Origin of the sequence: Alkalihalophilus lindianensis, from assembly GCF_032843265.1 — a bacterium.
Lineage (GTDB): Bacteria > Bacillota > Bacilli > Bacillales > Bacillaceae_D > Alkalihalophilus > Alkalihalophilus lindianensis.
The window spans coordinates 132,842-157,715 of record NZ_JAWJBA010000003.1; the positions used below are offsets into that span (position 1 = coordinate 132,842).

20 protein-coding genes, 2 tRNA genes and 1 other annotated feature are annotated in these 24,874 nt (G+C 39.9%); of the genes, 21 read left to right on the forward strand and 1 reads right to left on the reverse strand.

What is annotated here, in order from left to right; all coding sequences use genetic code 11:
* The first annotated feature begins 104 nt into the window (after positions 1-104).
* From RYX56_RS10760 to RYX56_RS10785, 6 genes are all read left to right on the forward strand, one after another.
* Complete coding sequence (locus RYX56_RS10760) at positions 105-1,211, forward strand: GerMN domain-containing protein (protein WP_317122058.1); 1,107 nt, start codon at positions 105-107, stop codon at positions 1,209-1,211.
* 137 nt (positions 1,212-1,348) lie between these two features.
* A complete protein-coding gene (gene rph / locus RYX56_RS10765) occupies positions 1,349-2,101 on the forward strand; it encodes a ribonuclease PH (RefSeq protein WP_317122059.1) in 753 nt (250 codons plus the stop codon).
* A gap of 6 nt (positions 2,102-2,107) precedes the next feature.
* The gene (locus tag RYX56_RS10770) at positions 2,108-2,695 is read left to right on the forward strand and encodes an XTP/dITP diphosphatase (RefSeq protein WP_317122060.1); all 588 of its coding nucleotides are present in this window, start codon (positions 2,108-2,110) and stop codon (positions 2,693-2,695) included.
* Positions 2,696-2,722: 27 nt separating this feature from the next.
* The gene (locus tag RYX56_RS10775) at positions 2,723-3,235 is read left to right on the forward strand and encodes a metallophosphoesterase family protein (RefSeq protein ID WP_317122061.1); all 513 of its coding nucleotides are present in this window, start codon (positions 2,723-2,725) and stop codon (positions 3,233-3,235) included.
* A 165-nt stretch (positions 3,236-3,400) separates the two neighbouring features.
* Positions 3,401-3,471 (forward strand) — tRNA-Gly (locus tag RYX56_RS10780).
* A 2-nt stretch (positions 3,472-3,473) separates the two neighbouring features.
* Positions 3,474-3,550, forward strand: a tRNA-Arg gene (locus tag RYX56_RS10785).
* A gap of 33 nt (positions 3,551-3,583) precedes the next feature.
* Here the strand turns inward: RYX56_RS10785 and RYX56_RS10790 are convergent.
* Entirely contained in the window at positions 3,584-3,991 is a 408-nt protein-coding gene (locus RYX56_RS10790) for a putative endonuclease domain-containing protein (protein WP_317122062.1), read from the reverse strand.
* A 308-nt stretch (positions 3,992-4,299) separates the two neighbouring features.
* Here RYX56_RS10790 and ilvE point away from each other — a divergent pair, with 308 nt between their 5' ends.
* The 15 genes from ilvE (at position 4,300) to yihA (ending at position 24,862) form a co-directional block, all read left to right on the forward strand.
* Entirely contained in the window at positions 4,300-5,205 is a 906-nt protein-coding gene (gene ilvE / locus RYX56_RS10795; protein ID WP_317122063.1) for a branched-chain-amino-acid transaminase, read from the forward strand.
* Positions 5,206-5,278: 73 nt separating this feature from the next.
* Positions 5,279-6,946, forward strand: coding sequence for a dihydroxy-acid dehydratase (gene ilvD / locus RYX56_RS10800; protein WP_317122064.1), 1,668 nt, complete (start codon positions 5,279-5,281; stop codon positions 6,944-6,946).
* 2 nt (positions 6,947-6,948) lie between these two features.
* Positions 6,949-7,203, forward strand: a binding site (T-box leader).
* A gap of 149 nt (positions 7,204-7,352) precedes the next feature.
* Positions 7,353-9,056: an acetolactate synthase large subunit gene (gene ilvB / locus RYX56_RS10805; RefSeq protein WP_317122379.1), complete on the forward strand. Its 1,704-nt coding sequence runs from the start codon at positions 7,353-7,355 to the stop codon at positions 9,054-9,056.
* Complete coding sequence (gene ilvN / locus RYX56_RS10810; protein ID WP_317122065.1) at positions 9,053-9,574, forward strand: acetolactate synthase small subunit; 522 nt, start codon at positions 9,053-9,055, stop codon at positions 9,572-9,574. The genes ilvB and ilvN overlap by 4 nt, the downstream gene beginning before the upstream one ends.
* A gap of 39 nt (positions 9,575-9,613) precedes the next feature.
* Positions 9,614-10,642, forward strand: coding sequence for a ketol-acid reductoisomerase (ilvC, locus tag RYX56_RS10815; RefSeq protein ID WP_317122066.1), 1,029 nt, complete (start codon positions 9,614-9,616; stop codon positions 10,640-10,642).
* Complete coding sequence (locus RYX56_RS10820) at positions 10,629-12,176, forward strand: 2-isopropylmalate synthase (protein WP_317122067.1); 1,548 nt, start codon at positions 10,629-10,631, stop codon at positions 12,174-12,176. Before ilvC ends, RYX56_RS10820 begins: the two co-directional genes overlap by 14 nt.
* Positions 12,177-12,186: 10 nt before the next feature.
* Positions 12,187-13,272 (forward strand): 3-isopropylmalate dehydrogenase, encoded by a 1,086-nt coding sequence (gene leuB / locus RYX56_RS10825; RefSeq protein WP_317122068.1) that lies wholly within the window; start codon positions 12,187-12,189, stop codon positions 13,270-13,272.
* A gap of 78 nt (positions 13,273-13,350) precedes the next feature.
* Entirely contained in the window at positions 13,351-14,772 is a 1,422-nt protein-coding gene (leuC, locus tag RYX56_RS10830; RefSeq protein WP_317122069.1) for a 3-isopropylmalate dehydratase large subunit, read from the forward strand.
* A gap of 12 nt (positions 14,773-14,784) precedes the next feature.
* A complete protein-coding gene (leuD, locus tag RYX56_RS10835; protein ID WP_317122070.1) occupies positions 14,785-15,378 on the forward strand; it encodes a 3-isopropylmalate dehydratase small subunit in 594 nt (197 codons plus the stop codon).
* Between the two features lie 248 nt (positions 15,379-15,626).
* The gene (locus RYX56_RS10840; RefSeq protein ID WP_317122071.1) at positions 15,627-16,679 is read left to right on the forward strand and encodes a tetratricopeptide repeat protein; all 1,053 of its coding nucleotides are present in this window, start codon (positions 15,627-15,629) and stop codon (positions 16,677-16,679) included.
* 127 nt (positions 16,680-16,806) lie between these two features.
* Entirely contained in the window at positions 16,807-18,099 is a 1,293-nt protein-coding gene (tig, locus tag RYX56_RS10845) for a trigger factor (RefSeq protein ID WP_317122072.1), read from the forward strand.
* Between the two features lie 526 nt (positions 18,100-18,625).
* On the forward strand, positions 18,626-19,900 hold the full coding sequence (gene clpX / locus RYX56_RS10850) for an ATP-dependent protease ATP-binding subunit ClpX (RefSeq protein WP_317122073.1): 1,275 nt from the start codon (positions 18,626-18,628) through the stop codon (positions 19,898-19,900).
* Positions 19,901-20,060: 160 nt separating this feature from the next.
* Positions 20,061-21,731, forward strand: coding sequence for an ATP-dependent protease LonB (gene lonB, locus RYX56_RS10855; protein WP_317122074.1), 1,671 nt, complete (start codon positions 20,061-20,063; stop codon positions 21,729-21,731).
* A gap of 213 nt (positions 21,732-21,944) precedes the next feature.
* Positions 21,945-24,272 carry an endopeptidase La gene (lon, locus tag RYX56_RS10860; protein WP_317122075.1) on the forward strand — a complete coding sequence of 776 codons (2,328 nt, stop codon included), beginning with the start codon at positions 21,945-21,947 and terminating at the stop codon, positions 24,270-24,272.
* Positions 24,269-24,862: a ribosome biogenesis GTP-binding protein YihA/YsxC gene (yihA, locus tag RYX56_RS10865; RefSeq protein WP_317122076.1), complete on the forward strand. Its 594-nt coding sequence runs from the start codon at positions 24,269-24,271 to the stop codon at positions 24,860-24,862. Before lon ends, yihA begins: the two co-directional genes overlap by 4 nt.
* Positions 24,863-24,874 lie beyond the last annotated feature (12 nt).

A 24,874-nucleotide genomic window follows, 5' to 3' on the forward strand; every position in this document is an offset into this window, starting at 1 on the left:
GGTTTTTTTATATGTGCTTGTAATTATTTGTAGACAAGTGGTCTAAACTTCGATTGAGCTCGTATACATGTAGTACAAACCATCTTTTATTAGGAGGGGAAACAATGCGTAAGATGTTTCGTAGAGGGGTTCCTGTGCTCGTGTTATCTACACTCGTAGCTACAGGGTGTTCGTTTGGGGGTAATGAGGCAACAACAGAGATGGATGCGCCACCTGTTAGTTATGTAGATGAGGGAGAATCTCTGGACTTAGATGAAGAAGAGGATGTAAGTGAAGGGGAAGAACAAGAAGCAGAGGCACCAGAAAAAGGTGAAGAGGGAGAGGGAGAAGGCACTGAGGCTGTTGTTGAAGATGTACAACGTGAATTATATCTTATTGATGAGAATGGTTTAGTTGTGCCTCAGACGCTCTCGTTACCTAAAACTGAAAGTGTATTAAAGCAATCGCTTCAATATTTAGTTGAAGGTGGCCCTGTAACAGAGCTATTACCAAATGGGTTTAAAGCCGTTCTTCCTGCTGGTACAGAAGTGGATGTTCACTTAAATGATGGTGTGGCCATTGCCGACTTTTCAAATGAGTTCAAAGAATATGATCCATCCGAAGAACAACAAATTCTTCAAGCGATTACATGGACGCTTACTCAATTCGATACGGTTGAAAAAGTAAAGCTTAGAATTAATGGATATGATCAAGAGATGATGCCGCAAAATGGTACACCTATTGGTGATGGAGTTAGTCGTGCTAATGGAATTAACTTAGAGTCTAATGGTGTAGTAGACATGGTGAATAGTAAAAGTGTGACACTATATTTTTTAGATCAAAAGGGTGAGAATACGTATTATGTGCCTGTTACTCGTCGAGTTGGGATGGAAGAAGATTCTGTCAAAGTTGCAGTTGAAGAACTTCTTCAAGGACCATCCTTTAAATCAAATTTATTAACGGACTTTAGAAATGGTGTACAACTATTATCCGATCCTATCTATGAAAATGGAGTGGTTACGTTAAATTTTAATGAATCGTTGTTAAGTCAATTAGACGCAAAGGCAGTTTCAGATACAGCTTTGAATATGCTAGCTCTTACATTGACTGAGCAAGAGGGTGTGGAACAAGTAGCCGTGCAAGTAAATGGTGAGGCAAATATTCTTCATGAATCCGGACAAATGACTCAACCGGTTTCAAGACCAGAATTAGTGAATACCGGCAGCTTTTAGATAAGGTGAGGAGAGATGGTCATTTGACTATCTCTTTTTATTTGAGGAAGGATTTTGGGAAAGATGGATATAAGAGTGGTTTTTGTGTGATTCTAGAAGTGGATAGATGTTATGATATTGTGGAGGAGGAATTGACCATGAGACAAGACGGTAGACAAGTAAATGAATTAAGACCGATACAATTAGACACTCAATACCTAAAGCATCCAGAAGGTTCAGTCCTCATTTCAATGGGAGATACGAAAGTAATCTGTACAGCGAGTATTGAAGAGAGAGTGCCACCGTTTATGCGAGGGCAAGGGAAGGGTTGGATAACAGCTGAATACTCTATGTTACCTAGAGCAACGGAACAACGTACAATCCGAGAATCTTCTAAAGGGAAAGTAACAGGCAGGACTATGGAGATTCAGCGTTTGATTGGTCGTTCACTAAGATCGATTCTTGATCTAGACTTGCTCGGAGAACGTACGATTTGGGTTGATTGTGATGTGATCCAAGCTGATGGAGGAACGAGAACAGCATCGATAACAGGTGCATTTGTGGCCTTGACATTAGCAGTTGAAAAAGCAGTTGAAAATGGAAAAATTAAAAAATGGCCGATTAAAGACTATTTAGCAGCCGTATCTGTCGGAGTAGAACCGACTCACGGAGAAATATTGGATTTATGTTATGTAGAAGATGCTGCAGCAGAAGTGGATATGAATGTAGTGATGACTGGTTCGCATGAATTTGTTGAGCTTCAAGGAACAGGTGAAGAAGCGACATTTTCTAGAGAGCAACTTAATCAAATTCTCAATTTAGCGGAGCATGGAATAGATCAACTAATACATCATCAAAAAGCAGCTATAGGGGCTGTGAGTGAGAAGATCGATACATATAAAAAAGGATGAATTAACATGAGCAAGCAAATCATTATTGCTACTAAAAACAAAGGAAAAGTGCGAGAGTTTGAGCAAATGTTTGCAAAAGACGGATATGAAGTGAAATCTCTGCTTGATTATAAAGATATCCCTGATATTGAAGAAATTGGGGAAACGTTTGCAGAAAATGCATCCATTAAAGCAGAAACATTAGCTAAAGCTTTGAATGAAGTGGTGATTGGGGATGATTCAGGGTTAGTCGTCGATGCTCTAGACGGGCGTCCAGGAGTATATTCAGCTCGCTATGCAGGATTGACAAAAAGCGATGCTGCCAATAATGAAAAAGTATTAAAAGAAATGCAAGACATTCCGAGTGAAGATCGAACAGCTCGTTTTGTATGTGCAATTGCTGTAGCCTCACCACAAGAAAACACCTTTATCGTTGAGGGCACATGCGAAGGAGTGATTGCGCGTGAGCCGGTTGGAACGAACGGATTTGGCTATGATCCTATTATGTTTCTCCCTGCATTCGATAAAACGATGGCGCAATTAACAGCAAATGAAAAAAATGAGATCAGCCATCGTGCGAAAGCATTACAACAACTAATAAGTAAGTGGAAATAGATAGATAAAGGATGGGAGAGGATTTACATGAAGCTTCTCATTATGAGTGATAGCCATGGTTGGGGCGAAGAGATCGTTCAATTAGTGAAGCGGCATCAGCATGAAGTAGATGCAATGATCCATTGTGGGGATTCCGAGTTACAAGTGGATGCAATCGAACTAGAGGGAATCAAAATGGTTAAAGGTAATTGCGATTTTGGCGCAGATTTCCCTGAAGACTTAATTGAGACTTTTGGTTCTTTTGTTGTCTATGCTACTCATGGACATCTTTATAATGTGAAAATGACTCATGTGCCCCTTAGCTACCGTGCAGAAGAGGTAGGGGCTAACCTTGTCTGTTTTGGACACTCCCATGTGGCAACAAGCTTTAAGGAGCAGGGGATTGTTTTTATTAATCCTGGTAGCTTCCGGCTACCTAGAAGCCCTAAAGAGCAAACGTATGTTATTTGTGAAGTAACGGACTCTACTATACATGTGCGCTTTTATGAAAGAGAAAGTGCAGAAGAGTTGCATACTCTTTCAGAAAACTATTCTAGGTAAAAGGGATTTGGTTTTGAAAAGAAGGCAGTCTGCGCATAACTCTGCCTTCTTTCCAAAAAGATAGTTATTAAAAAAATGATAATTGTTATTGACACATTAAAAAATATTAGGTATAGTTATAAGCGTCGTCAGTTACTTAATTGATAGACGAACACATAATAACATGCGGGTGTAGTTTAGTGGTAAAACCTCAGCCTTCCAAGCTGATGATGTGAGTTCGATTCTCATCACCCGCTTTGTCCCAGTAGCTCAGCAGGATAGAGCAACGGCCTTCTAAGCCGTCGGTCGGGAGTTCGAATCTCTCCTGGGACGCCATTCCTATATTACATACGTAACGTCTCCGTTTAATTAAACGGAGACGTTTTTTGTTGGTCTTGCTTGTTGCTTGATTTCTCTTAAATAGTCATGTGTATCAACCAAGATTTTATCATCTTCATAGTACAACACACTCCAACCTTTTTTCCTCATAGAACGACTAAGCTTCTTTTCATCTACATTTTTCGTCTTTTCAATGAGTGCCAGTCGATAAGGAACTAAAGCCATATTGATTGTGAAGCCTCCAACCTCATAGCGAGGGGTGGGATAATAACCTAACTCTCGTAACTTTTCATAAAGGACCTTTTCAGCTTGTGTTCGGCAATTGGCTTCATTTTCTGTTACTAAAACTAATAATGCTTTTCGTTTTTGTCTAAGACGAACAAAAGGAAAGCGTTTAGATAAGTAAACCAAGCGGAACAGTTGCTTTAGTTGTTTCATCTTCATCACCCAATTATATCTTTTCCGCATTTACTCGATTCTATTAATAAAAAGGAAAAGATTTTAAAATGGGCTAAACGTAGGCTAGGTAAATGTGTAAGCGTATTCAATATTTCGGATAAATCTAAATTGTCAAATTATTTTACGGAAAGTGGTTGACCACTTCCCAAAATGGGCGTATTATAAACCTCAAATAACCATCACATAGAAAAACAAATGTCCGCTCAGAAAAGATACATTCATGGATTTTTTCTCATTGATTATTGGAGAAGGAAATCGGGTTGGAGACATTGAGGAGAGTGAGCATCATGAGTGAACAGTGGATTTACTTAAATGGACAATTTGTTTTGAAACAAGAAGCGAAAGTGTCTGTTTATGATCATGGGTTTCTATATGGTGACGGTGTTTTTGAAGGCATCCGAGTTTATGATGGAAATGTCTTTAGATTAGACGAACACCTTGATCGCTTATATTATTCAGCTAAATCAATCATGTTAGAAATACCACACACAAAAAAAGAGATGACTGATATCGTCGTTCAAACATTACAAAAAAACCAACTAAAGAATGCATATATTCGTTTAGTGATTTCAAGAGGAGTTGGAAATTTAGGACTTGACCCAGCATCTTGTGCAACTCCACAAGTTATTGTAATTGCTGAAGAGTTAGCGTTATTTCCAAAAGAACTCTACAAGACAGGACTTGAAATTGTCACGGTAGCAACAAGAAGAAATCGACCAGATGTGCTCAGTCCTAAAGTTAAATCACTGAATTATTTGAATAACATCCTGGTAAAAATAGAAGCAAGTCTTGCAGGAGTAAGCGAAGCGTTGATGTTAAACGATCAAGGGTATGTCGCTGAAGGATCTGCGGATAATGTCTTTATTGTTAAAGGAAATAAAATCTTAACACCTCCTGGTTACATTGGTGCCTTAGAAGGCATTACTCGAAACGCCATTATAGAGCTAGCTGATGAGCTAGGTTATGACATGAGAGAAGAGCCATTTACAAGACATGATGTATATGTTGCTGATGAAGTGTTCTTAACAGGTACAGCAGCTGAAGTCATTGCCGTTGTAAAAGTAGATGGCAGAGTCATTGGTGAAGGAGTGCCAGGAAAAGAAACAAACCGTTTACTCGAAGCGTTTCGTAAGCGAGTCGTAGAAGATGGAGAAAAAGTTTATCCTGAATCAAATCAAGTAGAGGTTAGCTGAGACTAGTATAGAGATAGATGAAGTTGAGTGGAGTGGAGTGGAGTGGAGTAGCAAGGAAGTTAGGGGCGATAAAATGAGAAGTGACATGATAAAAAAAGGCATCGATCGCGCGCCACACAGAAGTCTACTAAGAGCTGCAGGTGTTCGTGAGGATGAAATGGATAAGCCGTTTATCGGAGTATGTAATTCATATATTGATATTATTCCAGGCCATATGCACCTCAATAAATTTGCAGAAGTAGCAAAGCAGGCTATACGAGATGCTGGGGGAATTCCATTTGAATTTAATACAATCGGTGTTGATGATGGGATTGCAATGGGGCACATTGGAATGCGTTACTCACTACCAAGTAGAGAAATTATATGTGATGCAGCTGAAACAGTTATAAACGCACACTGGTTTGACGGGGTGTTCTACATTCCTAACTGTGACAAGATCACACCAGGAATGTTAATGGCTTCCGTTCGAACGAATGTACCATCCGTATTTGTATCAGGGGGTCCGATGGAAGCGGGACGAACAAAGGATGGAAAAAGCCTCTCATTAGCATCCGTTTTTGAAGGAGTTGGAGCATTTGCATCAGGTGCCATGTCAAGAGAAGAACTATTAGAAATTGAACAAAGCGCCTGTCCAACATGTGGTTCATGTTCTGGAATGTTCACAGCCAATTCAATGAATTCCCTAATGGAAATGCTAGGTGTGGCATTACCTGGTAATGGCACAATGGTTGCTACGAGTGAAGCTCGCCACCAGTTGATTAAGGATGCAGCGAAGCATTTAATGAATTTAATTGAAAAAGATATCAAGCCTCGTGACATCATTACTGAAGAAGCAATTGATGATGCATTTGCCTTAGATATGGCGATGGGCGGTTCGACCAATACAGTCTTACACACATTGGCTATCGCAAATGAAGCTGAAATTGAGTACGACTTAAATCGGATTAATAAAGTTGCTGAAAGAGTGCCTTACTTATCTAAGATTAGCCCAGCATCTGATTATTCAATGGATGATGTCCACCAAGCTGGTGGAGTAAGTGCTATTATGAAAGAACTGTGTAATATCGATGGAGCGATTCATCCCGATCGAATTACAATTACAGGTAAGAGTCTATATGAAAATGTGAAAGATGCAGAAATTACAAATGATGAAGTGATTCGTCGTCAGGACAATCCTTATAGCCCGGTAGGTGGTCTATCCATTCTTTATGGTAACCTCGCTCCAGATGGTGCAGTTATTAAAGTAGGGGCAGTTGATCCTTCGATTAAAGTATTTGAAGGAGAAGCGATTATTTTCAACTCCCAAGAGGAAGCTCAAAAAGGCATCGACGAAGGTTTAGTGAAAGCAGGCCATGTCGTTGTTATCCGTTATGAAGGTCCAAAAGGTGGGCCAGGAATGCCTGAGATGCTTGCACCAACATCCTCTATTGTTGGGAGAGGATTAGGCACGAAAGTTGCACTGATTACAGATGGCAGGTTCTCTGGTGCTTCTCGTGGGATTTCAATCGGTCATATCTCACCAGAAGCTGCTGAAGGTGGTCCGATCGCTTTCATCGAAAATGGTGACAAGATTCGTATCGATCTAACGAACCGTACACTTGAATGGCTTGTTACACCTGAGGAGCATGCGGAGCGTAAAGAAGGCTTTGTTGCACCGGAACCAAAAGTGAAAAAAGGATACCTTGCTCGTTATGCAAAGCTTGTTACATCAGCTAATACTGGTGGGGTTATGAAAATCTAATAACTAAAACGAAGAAGAGGAAAAGTATTCATTAGACCTAGCAACTACAGAGAGCCGTATTGCTGAGAATCGGCGTTGCTCTAATGAAGAAGCTCACCTCCGAGTGTCAACCTGAACGAGTAATCTACTAGGGTTGGTCGAGTGTTTGTAGCACTCGTTACCAAAACGTGATAAGCATAGCTTGTCCATGAGGCTGAACTCATTCGAATTCAGCGAACAAGGGTGGTACCGTGAAAAGAAATCTTTTCACCCCTTCAGTCGTTATTAGGACGGCTTGTTGTGGAGTGGAAAGATTTTTTTATTTGGAAAAATATTAATTAGATCATGATTCCACATTTAAAATACAGAATGTTCTCAAAAAGATAACTTGTGAGGAGGAAGAGACGTGAGCACAAAGTTGCAAAGTATGGAAAAGCAAACTACCGCATCTGGTGAAGAAATGTCAGGTTCTAGCATGTTGATGAAAGCCTTAGCCTGTGAGGATGTAGATGTCATTTTTGGTTATCCAGGTGGAGCAATCTTGCCAACCTACGATGAAATTTACAAAACGGGTATCAGACACATTCTTGCAAGACATGAGCAAGGAGCTATCCATGCTGCTGAAGGTTATGCAAGAGTATCAGGAAAACCAGGAGTATGTATTGTTACGTCTGGTCCTGGAGCGACGAATGTCGTAACGGGCATTGCTGATGCAATGATTGATTCCCTTCCTCTTGTCGTCATTACTGGGCAAGTAGCAACAACAGTCATTGGCACAGATGCTTTTCAAGAAGCTGACATGATTGGAATTACAATGCCGATCACAAAACATAACTATCAAGTTCGTTCGGTTGAGGAATTACCACGCATTATAAAAGAGGCTTTCCATATTGCAACGACTGGAAGACCAGGTCCAGTGTTAATTGATCTTCCGAAAGATGTATCACTTGCAACTGGGATGTTTGATTATGAGAAAGATGTTGATCTTCCAGGTTATCAACCAACCGTTATCCCAAACAAACTTCAAATCCGTAAAGTCGTAGACTCAGTTACTGCTTCTAAAAAGCCAGTAATCTTAGCGGGAGCCGGAGTCCTTCATGCTAAAGCGTCAGATGAACTTGTAGCATATGTAGAGCAACAGCAAATTCCAGTAGTCAATACTTTACTTGGTTTAGGTAGTTATCCAGGGGAAGATGATCTTCATTTAGGAATGGCTGGGATGCATGGAACCTATACAGCCAATATGGCTCTTCACGAAGCTGATCTTTTAATTAGTATCGGTGCTCGCTTTGATGATCGTTTAACTGGTAACCTTGCTCATTTTGCACCTCATGCAAAAGTAGCACATATTGATATTGATCCTGCTGAAATCGGGAAAAATGTTCCGACGGAAATCCCGGTCGTAGGAGATGCAAAACAAGCGTTGTTAATGTTAATGGACGAACAGGGTAAACGTGGTGATCATCATGAGTGGAAGAGTTGGCTCAGAGAATTGAAAGAGGAATATCCACTTTGGTATGAACAAGATGGTGAAACGATTAAACCTCAACATTTAATTGAGAAGATTTATGAAGTAACAAAAGGAGAAGCCGTTGTTACAACAGATGTAGGTCAGCATCAAATGTGGTCAGCACAGTTTTATAAATTTAACTATCCAAATCAGTGGGTTACTTCAGGGGGACTCGGAACAATGGGATTCGGTTTCCCGGCGGCGATTGGTGCTCAATTTGCAAAACCAGACAAACCGGTTGTAGCGATCATCGGTGATGCTGGTTTCCAAATGACAGCTCAAGAGTTGTCGATCTTACAAGAATTGAATTTACCGATCAAAGTCATGATTGTAAACAATGCTGCACTTGGAATGGTTAGACAGTGGCAACAGTTATTCCATGGTGAGAGATACTCTAACTCTTTGTTCCCGATCCAACCAAACTTTGTCAAGCTTGCAGAGGCTTATGATGTTAAGGGGATGAAAGTAGAACAACTCTCAAACCTTGAAGCATCACTCAAGGAAATGTTTGATTATCCTGGCCCTGTATTAATGGATTGTAGGGTAGCAAAAGAAGAAAATGTGTACCCAATGATTTCACCAGGTAAAGGACAACACCAAATGGAGGGGGTTAAGCCATGAAACGTACGATCACAGCCCTAGTTAACAATACATCTGGTGTGCTGAATCGAATTACCGGCTTGTTTGCAAGACGGCATTATAACATTGAAAGCATTACCGTAGGGGTTACAGAAAACCCTTCGATTTCAAGAATGACATTTGTTGTAAATGCTGATCAGATGCAAAATGTTGAACAAGTGATTAAACAATTAAATAAACAAGTTGATGTATTGAAAGTGAAAGATATTACAGATGAAGCCATTGTGGCTAGAGAACTTGCTTTAATTAAGATTGTGGCCTCTCCTAGTCAGAGGGGTGAAATAGCAGCCTTGGTCAACCCATTCAGGGCATCGATCCTTGATGTTGGGCGTGAAAGTATGACCATTCAAATTACTGGTGATCATCCAAAGGTCGAAGCATTCATTGATTTACTTCGACCGTACGGGATTAAAGAGTTAGCTCGTACAGGAATTACCGCTTTCAATCGTGGTCATAAAAAACCACTGACTGATCCCTATCGTTTAACCTTAATTAACTAATAAATGAAAAAATCAACCAAAACAGAGGAGAGATGAGAAATGGCAAAAGTATTTTATAACGGTGATGTAAACGAGGCAGTATTAAACGGAAAAAAGGTGGCAGTAATCGGTTACGGTTCACAAGGTCACGCGCATGCACTAAACATGCGTGAAAGTGGAGTAGATGTAGTAGTTGGATTACGTAAAGGTAAATCTTGGTCGCAAGCTGAAGAGGATGGATTTAATGTTTATACAGTAAGGGAAGCAGCAGCTCAAGCAGATTTAATCATGATCTTACTTCCAGATGAGCATCAACCAAAGGTGTATAAAGAAGAAATTGAGCCAGAATTAACGCCTGGTAAGGCATTAGCATTTGCTCACGGATTCAATGTTCACTTTAATCAAATCGTTCCTCCAGAAACAGTAGATGTTTTCCTTGCAGCGCCTAAAGGACCTGGTCATTTAGTTCGCCGTACATTCGAAGATGGAGCTGGAGTACCTGGATTAATTGCTGTATACCAAGATGCAACAGGGGAAGCGAAAGACATTGCTCTTGCTTATGCGAAGCAAATTGGTTCAGCGCGTGCAGGTGTACTTGAGACAACATTTAAAGAAGAAACAGAAACTGATCTATTTGGGGAGCAAGCAGTCCTTTGTGGTGGTACAACAGCTCTTGTGAAAGCTGGATTTGAAACACTAGTAGAAGCTGGCTACCAACCTGAAGTTGCATACTTTGAGTGTTTACATGAATTAAAACTTATCGTTGATTTGATGTATGAGGGTGGATTAGAAGGAATGCGTTACTCAATCTCTGATACAGCACAGTGGGGAGATTTTGTAGCTGGTCCACAGATCGTTACAGATGAAACGAAGCAAGCAATGAAAAAGGTATTAACTGATATTCAAACGGGGAAATTTGCAAAAGGCTGGATCCTTGAGAACCAAGTGAACCGTCCAGAATTCAATGCAATCAATGAATCTGAAAAGAACCACCCAATTGAAGTGGTAGGTCGTGAGCTTCGTGAAATGATGCCATTTGTAAAGGCTAAGCCAAAAGCAAAAGGAGTGGTAGCTAGTGCGAAAAATTAACGTCTTCGATACTACGCTCCGTGATGGCGAACAATCGGCTGGCGTCAATTTGAACTTTGAAGAAAAACTTGAGATTGCAAAACAACTTGAAAGGCTTGGAGTAGATGTGATGGAGGCTGGATTTCCAGCTTCCTCACAAGGTGATTTCAGGTCTGTTCAAGCTATTGCAAACACGGTTAAAGGAAGTTCTGTAACGGGGCTAGCACGTTCTGTTACAAATGACATTGATGTGGCATGGGAAGCGCTGAAAAATAGTGCAGAACCACGCATCCATGTTTTCTTAGCAACTTCACCCATTCATATGACATATAAGTTACGAATGACACCTGATGAAGTCGTTCGCACTGCAGTAGAATCTGTAAAATATGCGAAAGCGAAATTTCCACAAGTGCAGTGGTCAGCAGAAGATGCGAGTCGTTCAGAGCTTCCATTTTTAGCAACAATCATTGAGGCTGTAATTGATGCTGGAGCTACGGTTATTAATCTACCGGATACAGTAGGTTATACCACTCCTCATGAGATTGGAAATATGTTCCGTTATTTAACAGAGAATGTACCAAATATTGACCGTGCTATTTTATCTACTCATAACCATGACGACCTTGGAATGGCAGTGGCGAATTCACTCGCGGCTATTCAAAATGGGGCAGGTCAAGTTGAGTGTACGATGAATGGAATAGGAGAGCGCGCAGGCAATGCTTCTTTAGAAGAAATTGCGGTGGCACTTAACATCCGAAAAGATCACTATCAAGCGGATACTGGATTGACGTTAAAAGAAATAAAGCGTAGTAGCTCACTTGTTAGTAAGCTGACAGGCATGATCGTACCGAGTAACAAAGCGGTAGTTGGTGCTAATGCATTTGCTCATGAGTCAGGTATTCACCAAGACGGTGTCTTGAAGAATAAAGAAACATATGAAATCTTCACACCAGAGCTTGTTGGGGTTTCTTCAAATCGTATGGTACTTGGAAAGCATTCAGGTCGCCACGCCTTTAAAGAGAAGATTGTTGAGTTAGGATTTAACGGTACGGAAGATCAACTTCAAACCATTTTCAAGGCGTTCAAAGATTTAGCTGATAAGAAGAAAGATGTTACCGAAGACGATCTTTTTGCTCTTATGACTGAAGCAACAGTTGGAGAAGCGGTTGCTCATTATGAGTTAGAAGCTCTTCAAGTAAATTATGGAACGAATAATATCCCAACAGCTACGATTACCCTAAATGTTCCATCAGAAGGAACGATACAAGAAGCAGCCACTGGTTCTGGTAGTGTTGAAGCCATTTACAATACACTTGAGCGCATGATTGATGGTCCGGTTATTTTAGAAGATTACCGAATTCAATCAATTAATGGTGGTCGAGATGCTCTAGCAGAAGTATTTGTGAAAATTCAATATGACGGAGTAGAATCGACTGGTCGTGGAACAGCGCATGATGTCCTTGAAGCATCAGCTAAAGCATACATCCATGCGATTAACCGTACGATTAACCGTCGTGCCTATAATGCAGAACGAATGAAACAATTGAACGCCTAGGAGGGTCAGTATGAAAAAAACAATTGCTGTACTTCCTGGAGATGGGATAGGACCAGAAGTAGTGAAAGCAGCTTTAAAAGTATTGGATCAAATTGCTGAGCAGTATCAACATCAATTTGAGTATAGATACGCAGATATTGGCGGAATAGCAATTGATCTGCATCAAACACCACTTCCACAACGGACGCTTGATACATGTAGACAAAGTGACGCGATCTTATTAGGAGCTGTTGGTGGACCAAAATGGGATCAGCTACCAAGTCATATGAGACCGGAAAAAGGGTTACTACAACTACGTAAATCGTTGCAATTATTTGCAAACCTCAGGCCGGTAACTTGCTATGAAAGTTTACTTGAGGCATCTCCTTTAAAGCCTGAGCGAATAAAAGGAGTCGACTTTGTCATTGTTCGCGAATTAACGGGAGGTATCTACTTCGGAGAACCTCGTGAGCGCAGATATGACAACGATGAAGAGCTAGCGATTGACACACTTACGTATACGCGTAAAGAAATCGAACGAATTGTACGCAAAGGGTTTGAACTAGCTCAAGTAAGAAGGAAAAAGGTCACCTCTGTAGACAAAGCCAATGTGCTAGAGTCAAGTCGCCTATGGAGAGAAGTTGTTGACGAAGTAGCTAAAGAATATCCAGAAGTGAGTTATGAGCATATGCTTGTTGATAATGCAGCAATGCAATTAATTCGCCAACCTACTTACTTTGACGTAATGGTTACAGAGAACATGTTTGGAGACATTTTAAGTGATGAAGCTTCAATGTTAACAGGATCTCTTGGAATGTTACCATCAGCTAGTCTTTCTGCTATTGGACCGAGCTTATACGAGCCGATTCACGGTTCTGCTCCTGATATTGCTGGAGAGAACAAAGCAAATCCATTAGCGACGATTTCTTCTTTGGCGATGATGCTTAAATATGAATTCGGTCTAGAAGAGGAAGCAGAAGCTTTGGATGAAGCGATTGAATCAGTTCTAAAAAAAGGTATCCGCACAGCGGACCTTGCAAGTGCAGGGGTTGAATATCATTCGACTGAAGCAGTGACAAATGAAGTTATCGAGCAACTTAGTTCTATTCGCGTATAGAAAATGGAGGGGTGCAGTGGAAACAGTCCATTGCCCTCTTTTAATCCAAAGATCTAATCGAAAAGGGAGGGAAATCATATGACCCCAAAAACAATTATAGAGAAAATCTGGGATCAACATGAAGTGATACAAGAGGAAGGTAAGCCGAGTTTGCTCTATATTGACTTGCATATGGTACATGAAGTGACATCTCCTCAAGCATTTGAGGGCCTGCGCATCCACAATCGAAAAGTGAGAAGACCAGATTTAACCTTTGCAACAATGGATCATAATGTGCCAACAGTCGACCGGTACAATATTACCGACCAAATTGCGAAAACACAGATTGAAACATTACAAAAAAATTGCGATGAATTTGGTATTGACGTGGTAGACCTAGAACATCCTGAAAATGGAATTGTTCATGTTATTGGTCCAGAACTTGGACTCACACAACCAGGGAAAACGATTGTTTGCGGAGATAGTCACACTTCTACTCATGGTGCTTTTGGGGCGCTGGCATTTGGTATTGGTACAAGTGAGGTTGAGCATGTACTTGCGACACAATCGCTTTGGCAATCTAAACCAAAGACCTTAGAAGTGAAGATAATAGGAAAATTAGCGAAAGGGATCGCTGCAAAAGATGTGATTCTTGCAATCATTGCTAAGTTTGGAGTAGACGTTGGAACGGGATCCGTTATTGAATTTACTGGTGATGCGATTCGTGGTATGACGATGGAAGAAAGAATGACAATCTGTAATATGTCAATAGAAGCAGGGGCAAAGGCAGGTCTAATTAGTCCTGATCAAGTAACGTTTGATTACCTAGAAGGGCGTCAATATGTCCCTAGTGGAGAGGCATTTACTGAGCTAACAAAGCGTTGGAGTACGCTAGCTACAGATGAAGGAGCGACTTATGATCGCACCGTTACGATTGATGCAAGTGAAATTGAACCAATGGTTACTTGGGGAACGAACCCATCACAAGGAATTGGAATTTCAAAATTAGTCCCATCACCGGAGGAAGCTACGACGGATGCTGATAAACGTGGGATTGAGCAAGCGCTAGATTATATGGATTTGAAACCAGGTACACCGATTCAAGATGTACGTGTCCAACATGTCTTTATAGGTTCCTGTACAAATTCCAGATTAAGTGATCTTCGCGCAGCGGCGTCTGTGATCAAGGGAAGAAAAGTGGCTAGTGGGGTTCGGGCTTTAGTTGTACCAGGTTCACAAAAGGTAAAAAAACAAGCAGAGGAAGAAGGCTTAGACCAGCTATTTATAGAGGCCGGCTTTGAATGGCGTGAGTCTGGTTGTAGTATGTGCTTAAGTATGAATCCTGATTTTGTTCCTGAGGGTGAACGCTGTGCGTCTACGTCCAACCGCAATTTTGAAGGAAGACAAGGAAAAGGTTCTAGAACACATTTGGTCAGTCCTGAAATGGCTGCAGCAACAGCATTAGCGGGTCATTTTGTTGATGTTCGTCAATTAAAAGAAGAAAAAACAATGACATCATAAGGGGGATTGGAAATGGAACCGATAAAAGTACATGAAGGAACGGTTGCAACGCTTAATCGTGTCAATGTCGATACCGATCAAATTATTCCAAAGCAATTTCTAAAACGTGTAGAGCGTACAGGTTTTGGTCAATTTTTATTTTACGACTGGCGCTTTAATGCAGATGGCAGTGAAAATCAAGGGTTTGAACTTAATCAACCTCATGTTAAAGGAGCAACCATTCTAGTAGCAGGTCATAATTTCGGATGTGGTTCATCGCGTGAACATGCTCCTTGGGCTTTACATGATTATGGATTTCGTGTCATCATTGCTCCTAATTTCGCAGATATCTTCTATAATAACTGCCTGAAAAATGGTATGCTGCCGATCCGATTAGATGAGAAATACGTGTACCAATTGCTTCAAAAAGGCGAGAAAGAAACCTTGAAAGTAGCAGTTGACTTAGAGAATCAAACGATTAAGGCTGAAGATTTTGAAACTAGTTTTGCAATCGATCCGTATTGGAAGCAGATGCTTTTAAATGGTTGGGACGAGATCAGCCTGACGCTTCAGTATGATGAGAAAATCAAGAAATATGAAGAAAAAGTAGTAGGGCAGCCAGTATAAGATATGTAATAGGTATTAAAGGGGAGGACATCTATGTTCTCTCTTTTTTTTAGTGGTTAGCTTTTTTTGGATTGAGGGTAAGATAAAAAGGAAGTTTTGGTTAAAAGTAATATCAAATAAGGCGAGAAATGACTGCTATGAATGGTTCTCGTTGTAATTCATGTGTCAAGCTGATAAACTGAAAAGAATAACTAAACAGAATGTGTTAAAGCTAGTAAGCAACATGTCAAAGAGAGTGGAGCGATTCCATGGACGGCAAAAAAACAAATAAAAAGGATACGAATCTTATCTTATACCCAGGTCTTGTTAAGCGCTTGATTGAAAAAGGTATGGATGCATTGAAAGCGAAAGATGCTACGAGTGCTTACGAACATTTTCTTACAGCTGAACAATATGAACCAGACCATCCGCAAGTACGCTTTGGAAAAGTATTGAGCCTTGTTGAGCTTGGCAGGTTGAAAGAGGCCGTTACACATACAAGCGCCCTGCTTAATGAAGGGATAGGAGATTATTACGACAATCTTCAAGTACATATTTCCTTACTTGTTCAACTTGGTCATTATCAAGAAGTAGTGGATATGCTTGAAGCTGTATTAAGTGAAAATACTGTACCGGCGCAATTTGCTGAGTCTTTCTATCAACTTCTTCATTTTAGTAGACAAATGATAGATGATTCGGTATTACTTGCAAATATTGAAGAAGAAGTGCCTGAACTATCTTCCCCGTTAACAGAGCTTAAAAGTAAGTTAGACGAGGGTTCCGTGAAAGCCCAATGGAAGGCATTACAGCATTTGAAGGAACGTCAATTTGATGATGCGATAGAGCCATTAATTATGTACATAGAAGATGCAAGTAAAGATTGGTTACTTAGAAGTTTTGCGTTAGAAATCCTACATATGAAACAGTGCGAACATTCAGTACATATTGAAAAAGCTCATAGAACGATCTCGATTATCCCTAATGAATTGGAAACGGTTAATAATCAACCCTTTGCAATAAAGGTTAGAGCTGAACTCGAGAAAAATTTAGAACATGAGGACCCACTCTTAGCGGAGATGGCTGAACAAATTGGGAATCTTCATCTATTTGCTTGGTACCCATTCACGCCAGAACCAGACAATACATCCTTTTGGGCAGGAGTCTATCATTTTCTAGCAAGTGAAAGATTAGGTTTAGACAAATCAATTGAAGAAATAGCAGATCTTTATGAAACTGATGAACATTCCATAAAAGAAAAAGCGATTGATGTTACACAGTTAGAAGAAAGCGTATTTGATGCGTACACGCACTTCACACAGTGATTATTTGCTTTAAGTAAGATTCATTTGAAAACATATAGTGATGTGTTATAATAGAATGGTTGTCAATCATGAACAGTATAAAAATCGTTCGCTTTGCGAACATGTGTATAGTTGGAGGGAAAGAATTATGACTGCAAAATGGGAAAAGTTAGAAGGAAACGAAGGCGTTTTAACAATTGATGTTGAAGCGGAGAAAGTTGATGCTGCACTTGATGCTGCATTCAAAAAAGTTGTTAAGAAAGTAAATGTACCAGGTTTCCGTAAAGGAAAAGTACCTCGTTCTTTATTTGAAAAACAATATGGTGTTGAAGCTCTTTACCAAGATGCTCTAGATATCCTATTACCTGAAGCTTATGCGGCTGCAATTGACGAAACAAAAATCGAGCCTGTTGATCGTCCAGAGATCGACATTGAAACAATGGAAAAAGGTAGCAACCTTGTTTTCACTGCAAAAGTTATTGTAAAGCCAGAAGTTACGCTTGGTGAGTACAAAGGACTTGAAGTAGCAGAGCAAGATACAACTGTTACAGATGAAGATGTTGATGCTGAACTTACTCAACTTCAAAACCGTCACGCTGAGCTTGTTGTAGTTGAAGATGGTGCACTTGAAAATGGTGATACAGCAGTAATGGACTTCGAAGGTTTCGTTGATGGTGTTGCGTTTGATGGCGGACAAGCTGAAAACTATTCACTTGAAATTGGATCTAACCAATTCATCCCTGGTTTTGAAGAGCAATTAGTTGGTCTTAAAGCAGGAGAAGAGAAAGATGTAGAAGTTAACTTCCCAGAAGAGTACCATTCTGAAGATTTAGCTGGTAAAGCTGCTACATTCAAAGTGAAGCTACATGACATTAAGCGTAAAGAATTACCAACACTTGATGATGAGTTTGCTAAGGATGCAAATGAAAATGTTGAGACACTTGATGAGTTGAAAAAAGAGATTAAAGAAAAGCTTCAAAAAGATAAAGAGCAAGCGGCTGATACTGAAATTCGTGATACTCTTGTTGAAAAAGCGGCTGAAAATGCAACGGTTGACGTGCCAGATGCTATGGTAACAACTGAAACAGACCGCATGCTTCAAGAATTCGAGCAACGTTTACAAATGCAAGGTATGAACCTTGAAATGTACTACCAATTTGCTGGTCAAGATGAAGCTGCTATGCGTGAGCAGTTCAAGACTGATGCAGAAAAACGTGTTCGTATCAACCTAACATTAGAAGCTATTGCTAATGCAGAAAACATCGAAGCAACAGATGCAGATGTTGATGCTGAGTTAGAAAAAATGGCTGAAATGTACCAACGCTCTGTTGAAGAGTTAAAAACAATTTTCGCAGCTCAAGGTGGAACAGAGGGCATTAAAGGTGACCTTAAAATCCAAAAAGCTGTTGAACTACTTGTTGAAAACAGCAAGAAAGCGTAAATAGGTTTAAGATCTCATTACGAAGGATAGTTAATAAGACAAGGCGCACTTTTGTGCCTTGTCTTTTAACTCATTTAAAAGACATCTTAGAAAACTGCGTTAATCATGTATGTTTCCATTCTCATATGAACAAGATGTATGTAGCACTCGTAAAGAATAGTAAAAAGTTTTCATTCTTTTTACTTAAGATTGTTTAAGAAAAAGGATTTTTTAAGAGTAATCTTGAATGTATACTAAATCCACACATAAACTTAATAAAGAAAGGACTTGTTGTCTCGTACATAACTTTAAAAGGTTAGTTAGAGGTCGTGTCGATCACAAGTTGAAGTAGTTTAATTTCAGTACATAAGTAAGAGGCTTTTCTTTACGAGTTTTTGACTGTTATGTGATACAATGGCCTGACAAAGCTATTGTCACGCATAACAATCATTCTTTAATTACGTCTACGTCGTGTACAACTCTCCAAGAGAGTCTAATTAGGCAAAAGTTGGCTCTTGGTGGTAAAATATTTGTGAGGGGTGATTTGATGTTTAAATTTAATGAAGACAAAGGGCAGCTTAAATGTTCTTTCTGTGGAAAAACACAAGATCAAGTCCGTAAGTTAGTTGCTGGACCTGGTGTGTATATATGTGATGAGTGTATAGAACTTTGTACGGAAATCGTTGAAGAAGAGCTTGGTGGCGAAGAGGAAGTAGAATTCCAAGAAGTACCTAAGCCTCAAGAAATCCGTCAAATTCTTGATGACTACGTTATTGGTCAAGACCAAGCTAAAAAGTCGCTTTCGGTTGCTGTTTATAATCACTATAAACGTATCAACTCAATGAATCGCTCTGAAGAAGTTGAGCTTGCTAAAAGTAACATTGCGATGATTGGACCAACTGGTAGTGGTAAAACACTTTTAGCTCAAACATTAGCACGTATTCTTAATGTACCTTTTGCTATTGCGGATGCAACATCGCTAACAGAAGCTGGTTACGTTGGGGAAGATGTTGAAAACATCTTACTTAAGTTAATTCAAGCTGCTGATTATGATGTGGAGAAAGCAGAAAAAGGAATCATCTATATTGATGAGATTGATAAAGTAGCACGTAAATCAGAAAATCCATCGATTACGCGGGATGTTTCTGGTGAAGGTGTTCAACAAGCACTTCTTAAAATTCTTGAAGGAACAACAGCGAGTGTGCCTCCACAAGGTGGACGTAAGCACCCTCATCAAGAATTTATTCAAATTGACACGACAAACGTCCTATTCATTTGTGGCGGTGCATTTGATGGCATCGAGCAAATTATCAAACGTCGCTTAGGTAAGAAAGTAATTGGCTTTGGATCAGAAGTAAAACAAGAAGAATTAAAGCCGGGCGAATACTTAAGTAAAGTGTTACCAGAAGACTTATTACGCTTCGGTTTAATTCCAGAATTTATTGGTCGTCTACCGGTTATCTCAAGTTTAGAACCACTTGATACTGATGCACTTGTTGAGATCTTAACAAAGCCAAAAAATGCTCTTGTGAAGCAATATCAGAAGTTATTAGAACTTGATGATGTGGAACTAGAATTTACAGATGATGCACTTGTTGAGATTGCTAAAAAGGCCATTGAGCGTAAAACGGGCGCTCGTGGGCTACGTTCGATCATTGAGGGAATTATGCTTGATGTAATGTTTGATCTTCCTTCACGCAAAGATGTTGTAACTTGTGTGATTCACGCTAAGTGTATTACAGATCAAGAGTTACCGATCTTAAAAACAGAAGACGGCACTGAAATTTCGTTGTCTAAAGAAGAGCCGAAAGAAAGTGCATAATGAGCTTTTAAAGCACACCTCTAAAGCGGGGTGTGTTTTTTTGTCTTCATCTAGAAAAAAGTAAAGAGGAATTTTTAGAACTCGCATTTTCTTTGGTTAGTGAGATAGTTGTCGGTCATACTAAGAAAAACAGTTAATGACTACATCAGGAGGTAACAGGATGAATTGGACAGCGATTGCATTAGTGATTCAGTTATTCTTTGGCGTGATTATAGGGGTGTACTTTTGGAATTTGTTAAAATCTCAACGAAACCAACGAGTGACAATTGATAGAGACTCTAAAAAAGAGATGGAACAATTAAGGAAGATGCGTGCCATACAATTAAGTGAACCATTATCAGAAAAGGTTCGCCCTATTAGTTTCGATGATATCGTCGGACAAGAAGAAGGGATTCGGTCACTGAGAGCAGCTTTATGTGGACCAAATCCTCAGCATGTTATTGTATATGGACCTCCAGGTGTCGGGAAAACGGCGGCAGCACGTCTCGTCTTAGAAGAAGCAAAGAAAAATAGTCAATCTCCATTTCGACACGAAGCGGTATTTGTAGAATTGGATGGAACGACAGCTAGATTTGATGAAAGAGGAATTGCTGATCCATTAATTGGTTCAGTACATGATCCTATTTATCAAGGTGCAGGCGCAATGGGTCAAGCAGGCATCCCTCAACCTAAACATGGAGCTGTGACAAAAGCACATGGTGGTGTTCTATTTATTGATGAAATCGGAGAACTTCATTCGATCCAATTAAATAAATTATTGAAAGTGTTAGAAGATCGAAAGGTATTTCTTGAAAGTGCTTATTATAGTGAAGAAAATCAACAAATTCCTAAGCATATTCATGAAATTTTTCAAAAAGGGCTTCCGGCAGATTTTCGTTTAATCGGTGCAACGACACGTACGCCACAAGAATTACCTCCAGCGATCAGGTCAAGATGCCTAGAAGTGTATTTCCGTGCGTTAAAGCCACAAGAAATTGTATCAATAGCTAATAAGGCCGTTGATAAGCTTGCATTTAAAGCAGAGGAACAAGCGATAGAAAGTATCGCAAAATATGCTACAAATGGCCGTGAAGCAGTAAATATTGTTCAAATTGCAGCAGGTGTAGCTACGTCAGAAGGAAGAGAAGAAGTAACGCTTAGAGATGTAGAATGGGTATTACATGCAAGCCAATTAACTCCTCGTCCAGAACGTAAAATACATGAAGAGCCAGCAGTAGGGCTGGTTAATGGATTAGCAGTATTTGGTCCAAATATGGGTGCTCTTCTTGAAATAGAAGTTAATGTAATCGAAAATCGTGGCAAAGGATCTGTTAATATTACAGGTATTGCCGAGGAAGAAAGTACCGGTAATCAAATGCGCTCCATAAGACGAAAAAGTATGGCCAAAGGATCTGTTGAAAATGTTGTAACCGTCCTTCGTCGAATGGGCATTCCAACTCAAGATTACGATGTACATGTGAATTTTCCAGGCGGTGGTCCTGTGGATGGACCTTCAGCTGGAATTGCTATAGCAACAGGTATTTTTTCTGCCATTCAAGGACAAAAAGTCAAAAATACAATTGCCATGACGGGTGAGTTAGGCATTCACGGGTCGGTAAAGCCGATTGGTGGAGTCGTTGCTAAGGTAGAAGCTGCTAAATTAGCCGGTGCCACGCAAGTCATTATTCCGAAAGAAAATGAGCAAGCGATACTAAAGGAAGTAGACGGGATTGAAATTATTGCTGTTTCACATCTAGATGAAGTACTGAAGTTAGCAATAGAGTGCGAAGAAGCTACTGAAGAGGTCATCCCTGCTAGTACCGGACTTAATACTTCCCCAACACCTGTTTAACGGGAATTTCAAGGTCAGCTCTTGATTTCTCTGGCTACTTACATTAGACAAAGAATGGGGGATAAGATAAAATTAATGGAGATCAAATTCGAATCTTTTAGCAATTGAGCCAAATGAACCCAATTCATTCGAACTAGTTATTGCGAATGGATGTTAAGGTTTTCTTGATAAAGGGTATTAATTCGGAACTAGGAAATTTGGAGGTGTATGCGGATGGTCGCAGAAAAAACAAAACGAACTATTCCGCTTCTGCCTTTACGCGGCCTGCTCGTCTTCCCATCGATGGTACTTCATTTAGATGTTGGGCGTGCTAAGTCAGTACAGGCATTAGAATTTGCAATGAATGAAGATGAGGAAATCCTTTTATCTACACAAAAGGAAATTTCAATTGATGAACCAACGAATGATGAAATTTATTCAGTTGGAACGCTCGCTAAAATTAAACAATTGTTAAAACTTCCAAATGGTACAGTACGTATTCACGTTGAAGGACTGCACCGTGCAAGGATTGAAGAATATCTAGATAATGCTGATTTTCTTGAAGTAGAAATGACAGAGTTATCTAATGAACAAACAGATCGTACTGCTGAAACTCAAGCAATTATGAGAAACTTGCTGGAGATGTTTGAGCAATATACGAAGGTGAGTAAAAAAGTATCAGCAGAAACGTTAGCAACGGTTTCAGACATATCAGAACCTAGCCGCTTTGCAGATGTATTAGCATCTAATCTTCCCCTTAAGTTGGCTGAAAAGCAAGAGCTTCTTGAGATGAATAATGTGGTTGAAAGACTGCTTCATTTAATAGAGATTTTAAACAACGAACAAGAAGTGTTAGGCCTTGAGAAAAAGATTGGTCAGCGCGTAAAAAAATCAATGGAAAAAACGCAAAAAGAATATTATTTACGGGAACAAATGAAGGCGATTCAAAAAGAATTGGGCGACCGTGAAGGACGTACAGGAGAAGTAGCTTCTTTAAAAGAAAAAATTGAAGAAGCTACTATGCCAAAGTCTGTAGAAGAGAAAGCTCTAAAAGAGCTTGATCGCTATGAGAAAATGCCCGCAAATTCAGCTGAAAGCTCCGTTCTGAGAAATTACATTGAGTGGCTTGTGCAATTACCATGGACGAATGAAACTGAGGATCAACTCGATGTGAATCGTGCAGAAGATATTTTAAACGAGGATCATTATGGCTTAGAAAAAGTAAAAGAACGCGTACTTGAATATTTAGCCGTTCAACAATTAACAAATGAGCTAAAAGGTCCGATTTTATGTTTATCTGGCCCTCCTGGTGTCGGGAAAACATCGTTGGCACGTTCCATTGCTCGCTCACTTAATCGTAATTTTGTTCGCATATCGTTAGGCGGAGTGAGAGATGAAGCGGAGATACGTGGTCACCGTCGTACATACGTCGGCGCAATGCCGGGCCGGATGATCCAAGGAATGAAAAAAGCTGGGTCAATTAATCCTGTCTTTTTACTAGATGAAATTGATAAGATGGCAAATGATTTCCGTGGTGATCCTTCTTCTGCCTTATTAGAAGTGTTAGATCCTGAACAGAATCATACTTTTAGTGATCATTATATTGAGGAGCCATATGACCTTTCAAAGGTTATGTTTGTGACAACAGCTAATAACATTGCCACCATTCCTGGTCCTCTTAGAGATCGTATGGAAATGATTCATATTGCAGGGTACACGGAAGTGGAGAAAATGCAAATTGCTAAAAATTATCTCCTGCCTAAGCAAATGAAAGATCATGGTCTATCAAAATCGATGATACAAGTAAAAGATGAGGCTATTCAAAAGGTCATTCGTTATTATACAAGAGAAGCAGGGGTTCGTAATTTAGAGAGACAACTTGCCACATTATGCAGAAAAGCTGCTAAAATGATCGTAACGGGTACTAAAAAGCGTGTTATACTTACTCAAAAGACAGCTGAGGAAATGCTAGGTAAACCACGTTTTCGCTACGGTATAGCAGAAGTGGAAGATCAAGTGGGAGCGGCTACTGGTCTTGCTTACACATCTGCCGGTGGTGATACATTATCTATTGAAGTATCGCTTTCGCCTGGTAAAGGTAAATTAACGTTAACAGGTAAATTAGGCGATGTGATGAAAGAGTCGGCGCAAGCTGCTTTTAGTTATATTCGTGCAAGGTCAAAAGAGCTTAACATTGATGCGGATTTTCATGAGAAAAATGATATCCATATCCATGTTCCAGAAGGTGCTACACCTAAAGATGGTCCATCAGCTGGGATTACTATGGCAACAGCCCTCATTTCTGCTTTGACTGGTCGTGTAGTAAAGAAAGAAGTAGGAATGACTGGGGAAATTACATTAAGAGGACGTGTACTGCCGATTGGCGGACTTAAAGAGAAGTCAATGAGTGCACATCGAGCTGGTCTTAAGACGATCATCATTCCAAAAGACAATGAAAAAGATTTGGAAGATGTACCCGAAAGTGTTCGCCAAGATCTTAACTACATTCTAGTTGGGCACTTAGATGAAGTCTTAAAGCATGCGTTGGGAGAGAAGAAATGAAGGTAACAAAAGCAGAATTATTTACAGTCGCAGTAAAGCCTGAACAATATCCAAACACACCTTTACCGGAAATTGCACTAGCAGGTCGTTCAAATGTGGGGAAGTCATCTTTTATCAATAAGATGATTAATCGTAAAAGTTTGGCACGGACGTCACAGCGTCCGGGGAAAACCCAAACATTGAATTTTTACGCTATTAATGAACAACTTCACTTTGTCGATGTGCCGGGGTATGGTTTTGCAAAGGTGTCAAAAAAGGAACGAGATTCTTGGGGAGAAATGATTGAGACATTTATTCAAACACGTGAACAATTACGTGCCATCGTCCAACTGATTGATGTCCGCCATAAACCATCACAAGATGATAAATTAATGTATAAGTGGTTAAAACATTTTGATATGCCCGTCATACTGGTTGCGACAAAGTGTGACAAGATCCCAAAAGGGAAATGGCAAAAACATTTAAAAGTGATTTCACAAGAATTAGAAAAACATGAAGAGGATCCACTATTACTCTTTTCCTCAGAAACTGGTCATGGAAAAGAACAAGCGTGGAAAACGATTCTGTATTACGCTACAAAAAAAGATTAACAAAAAGGTCTG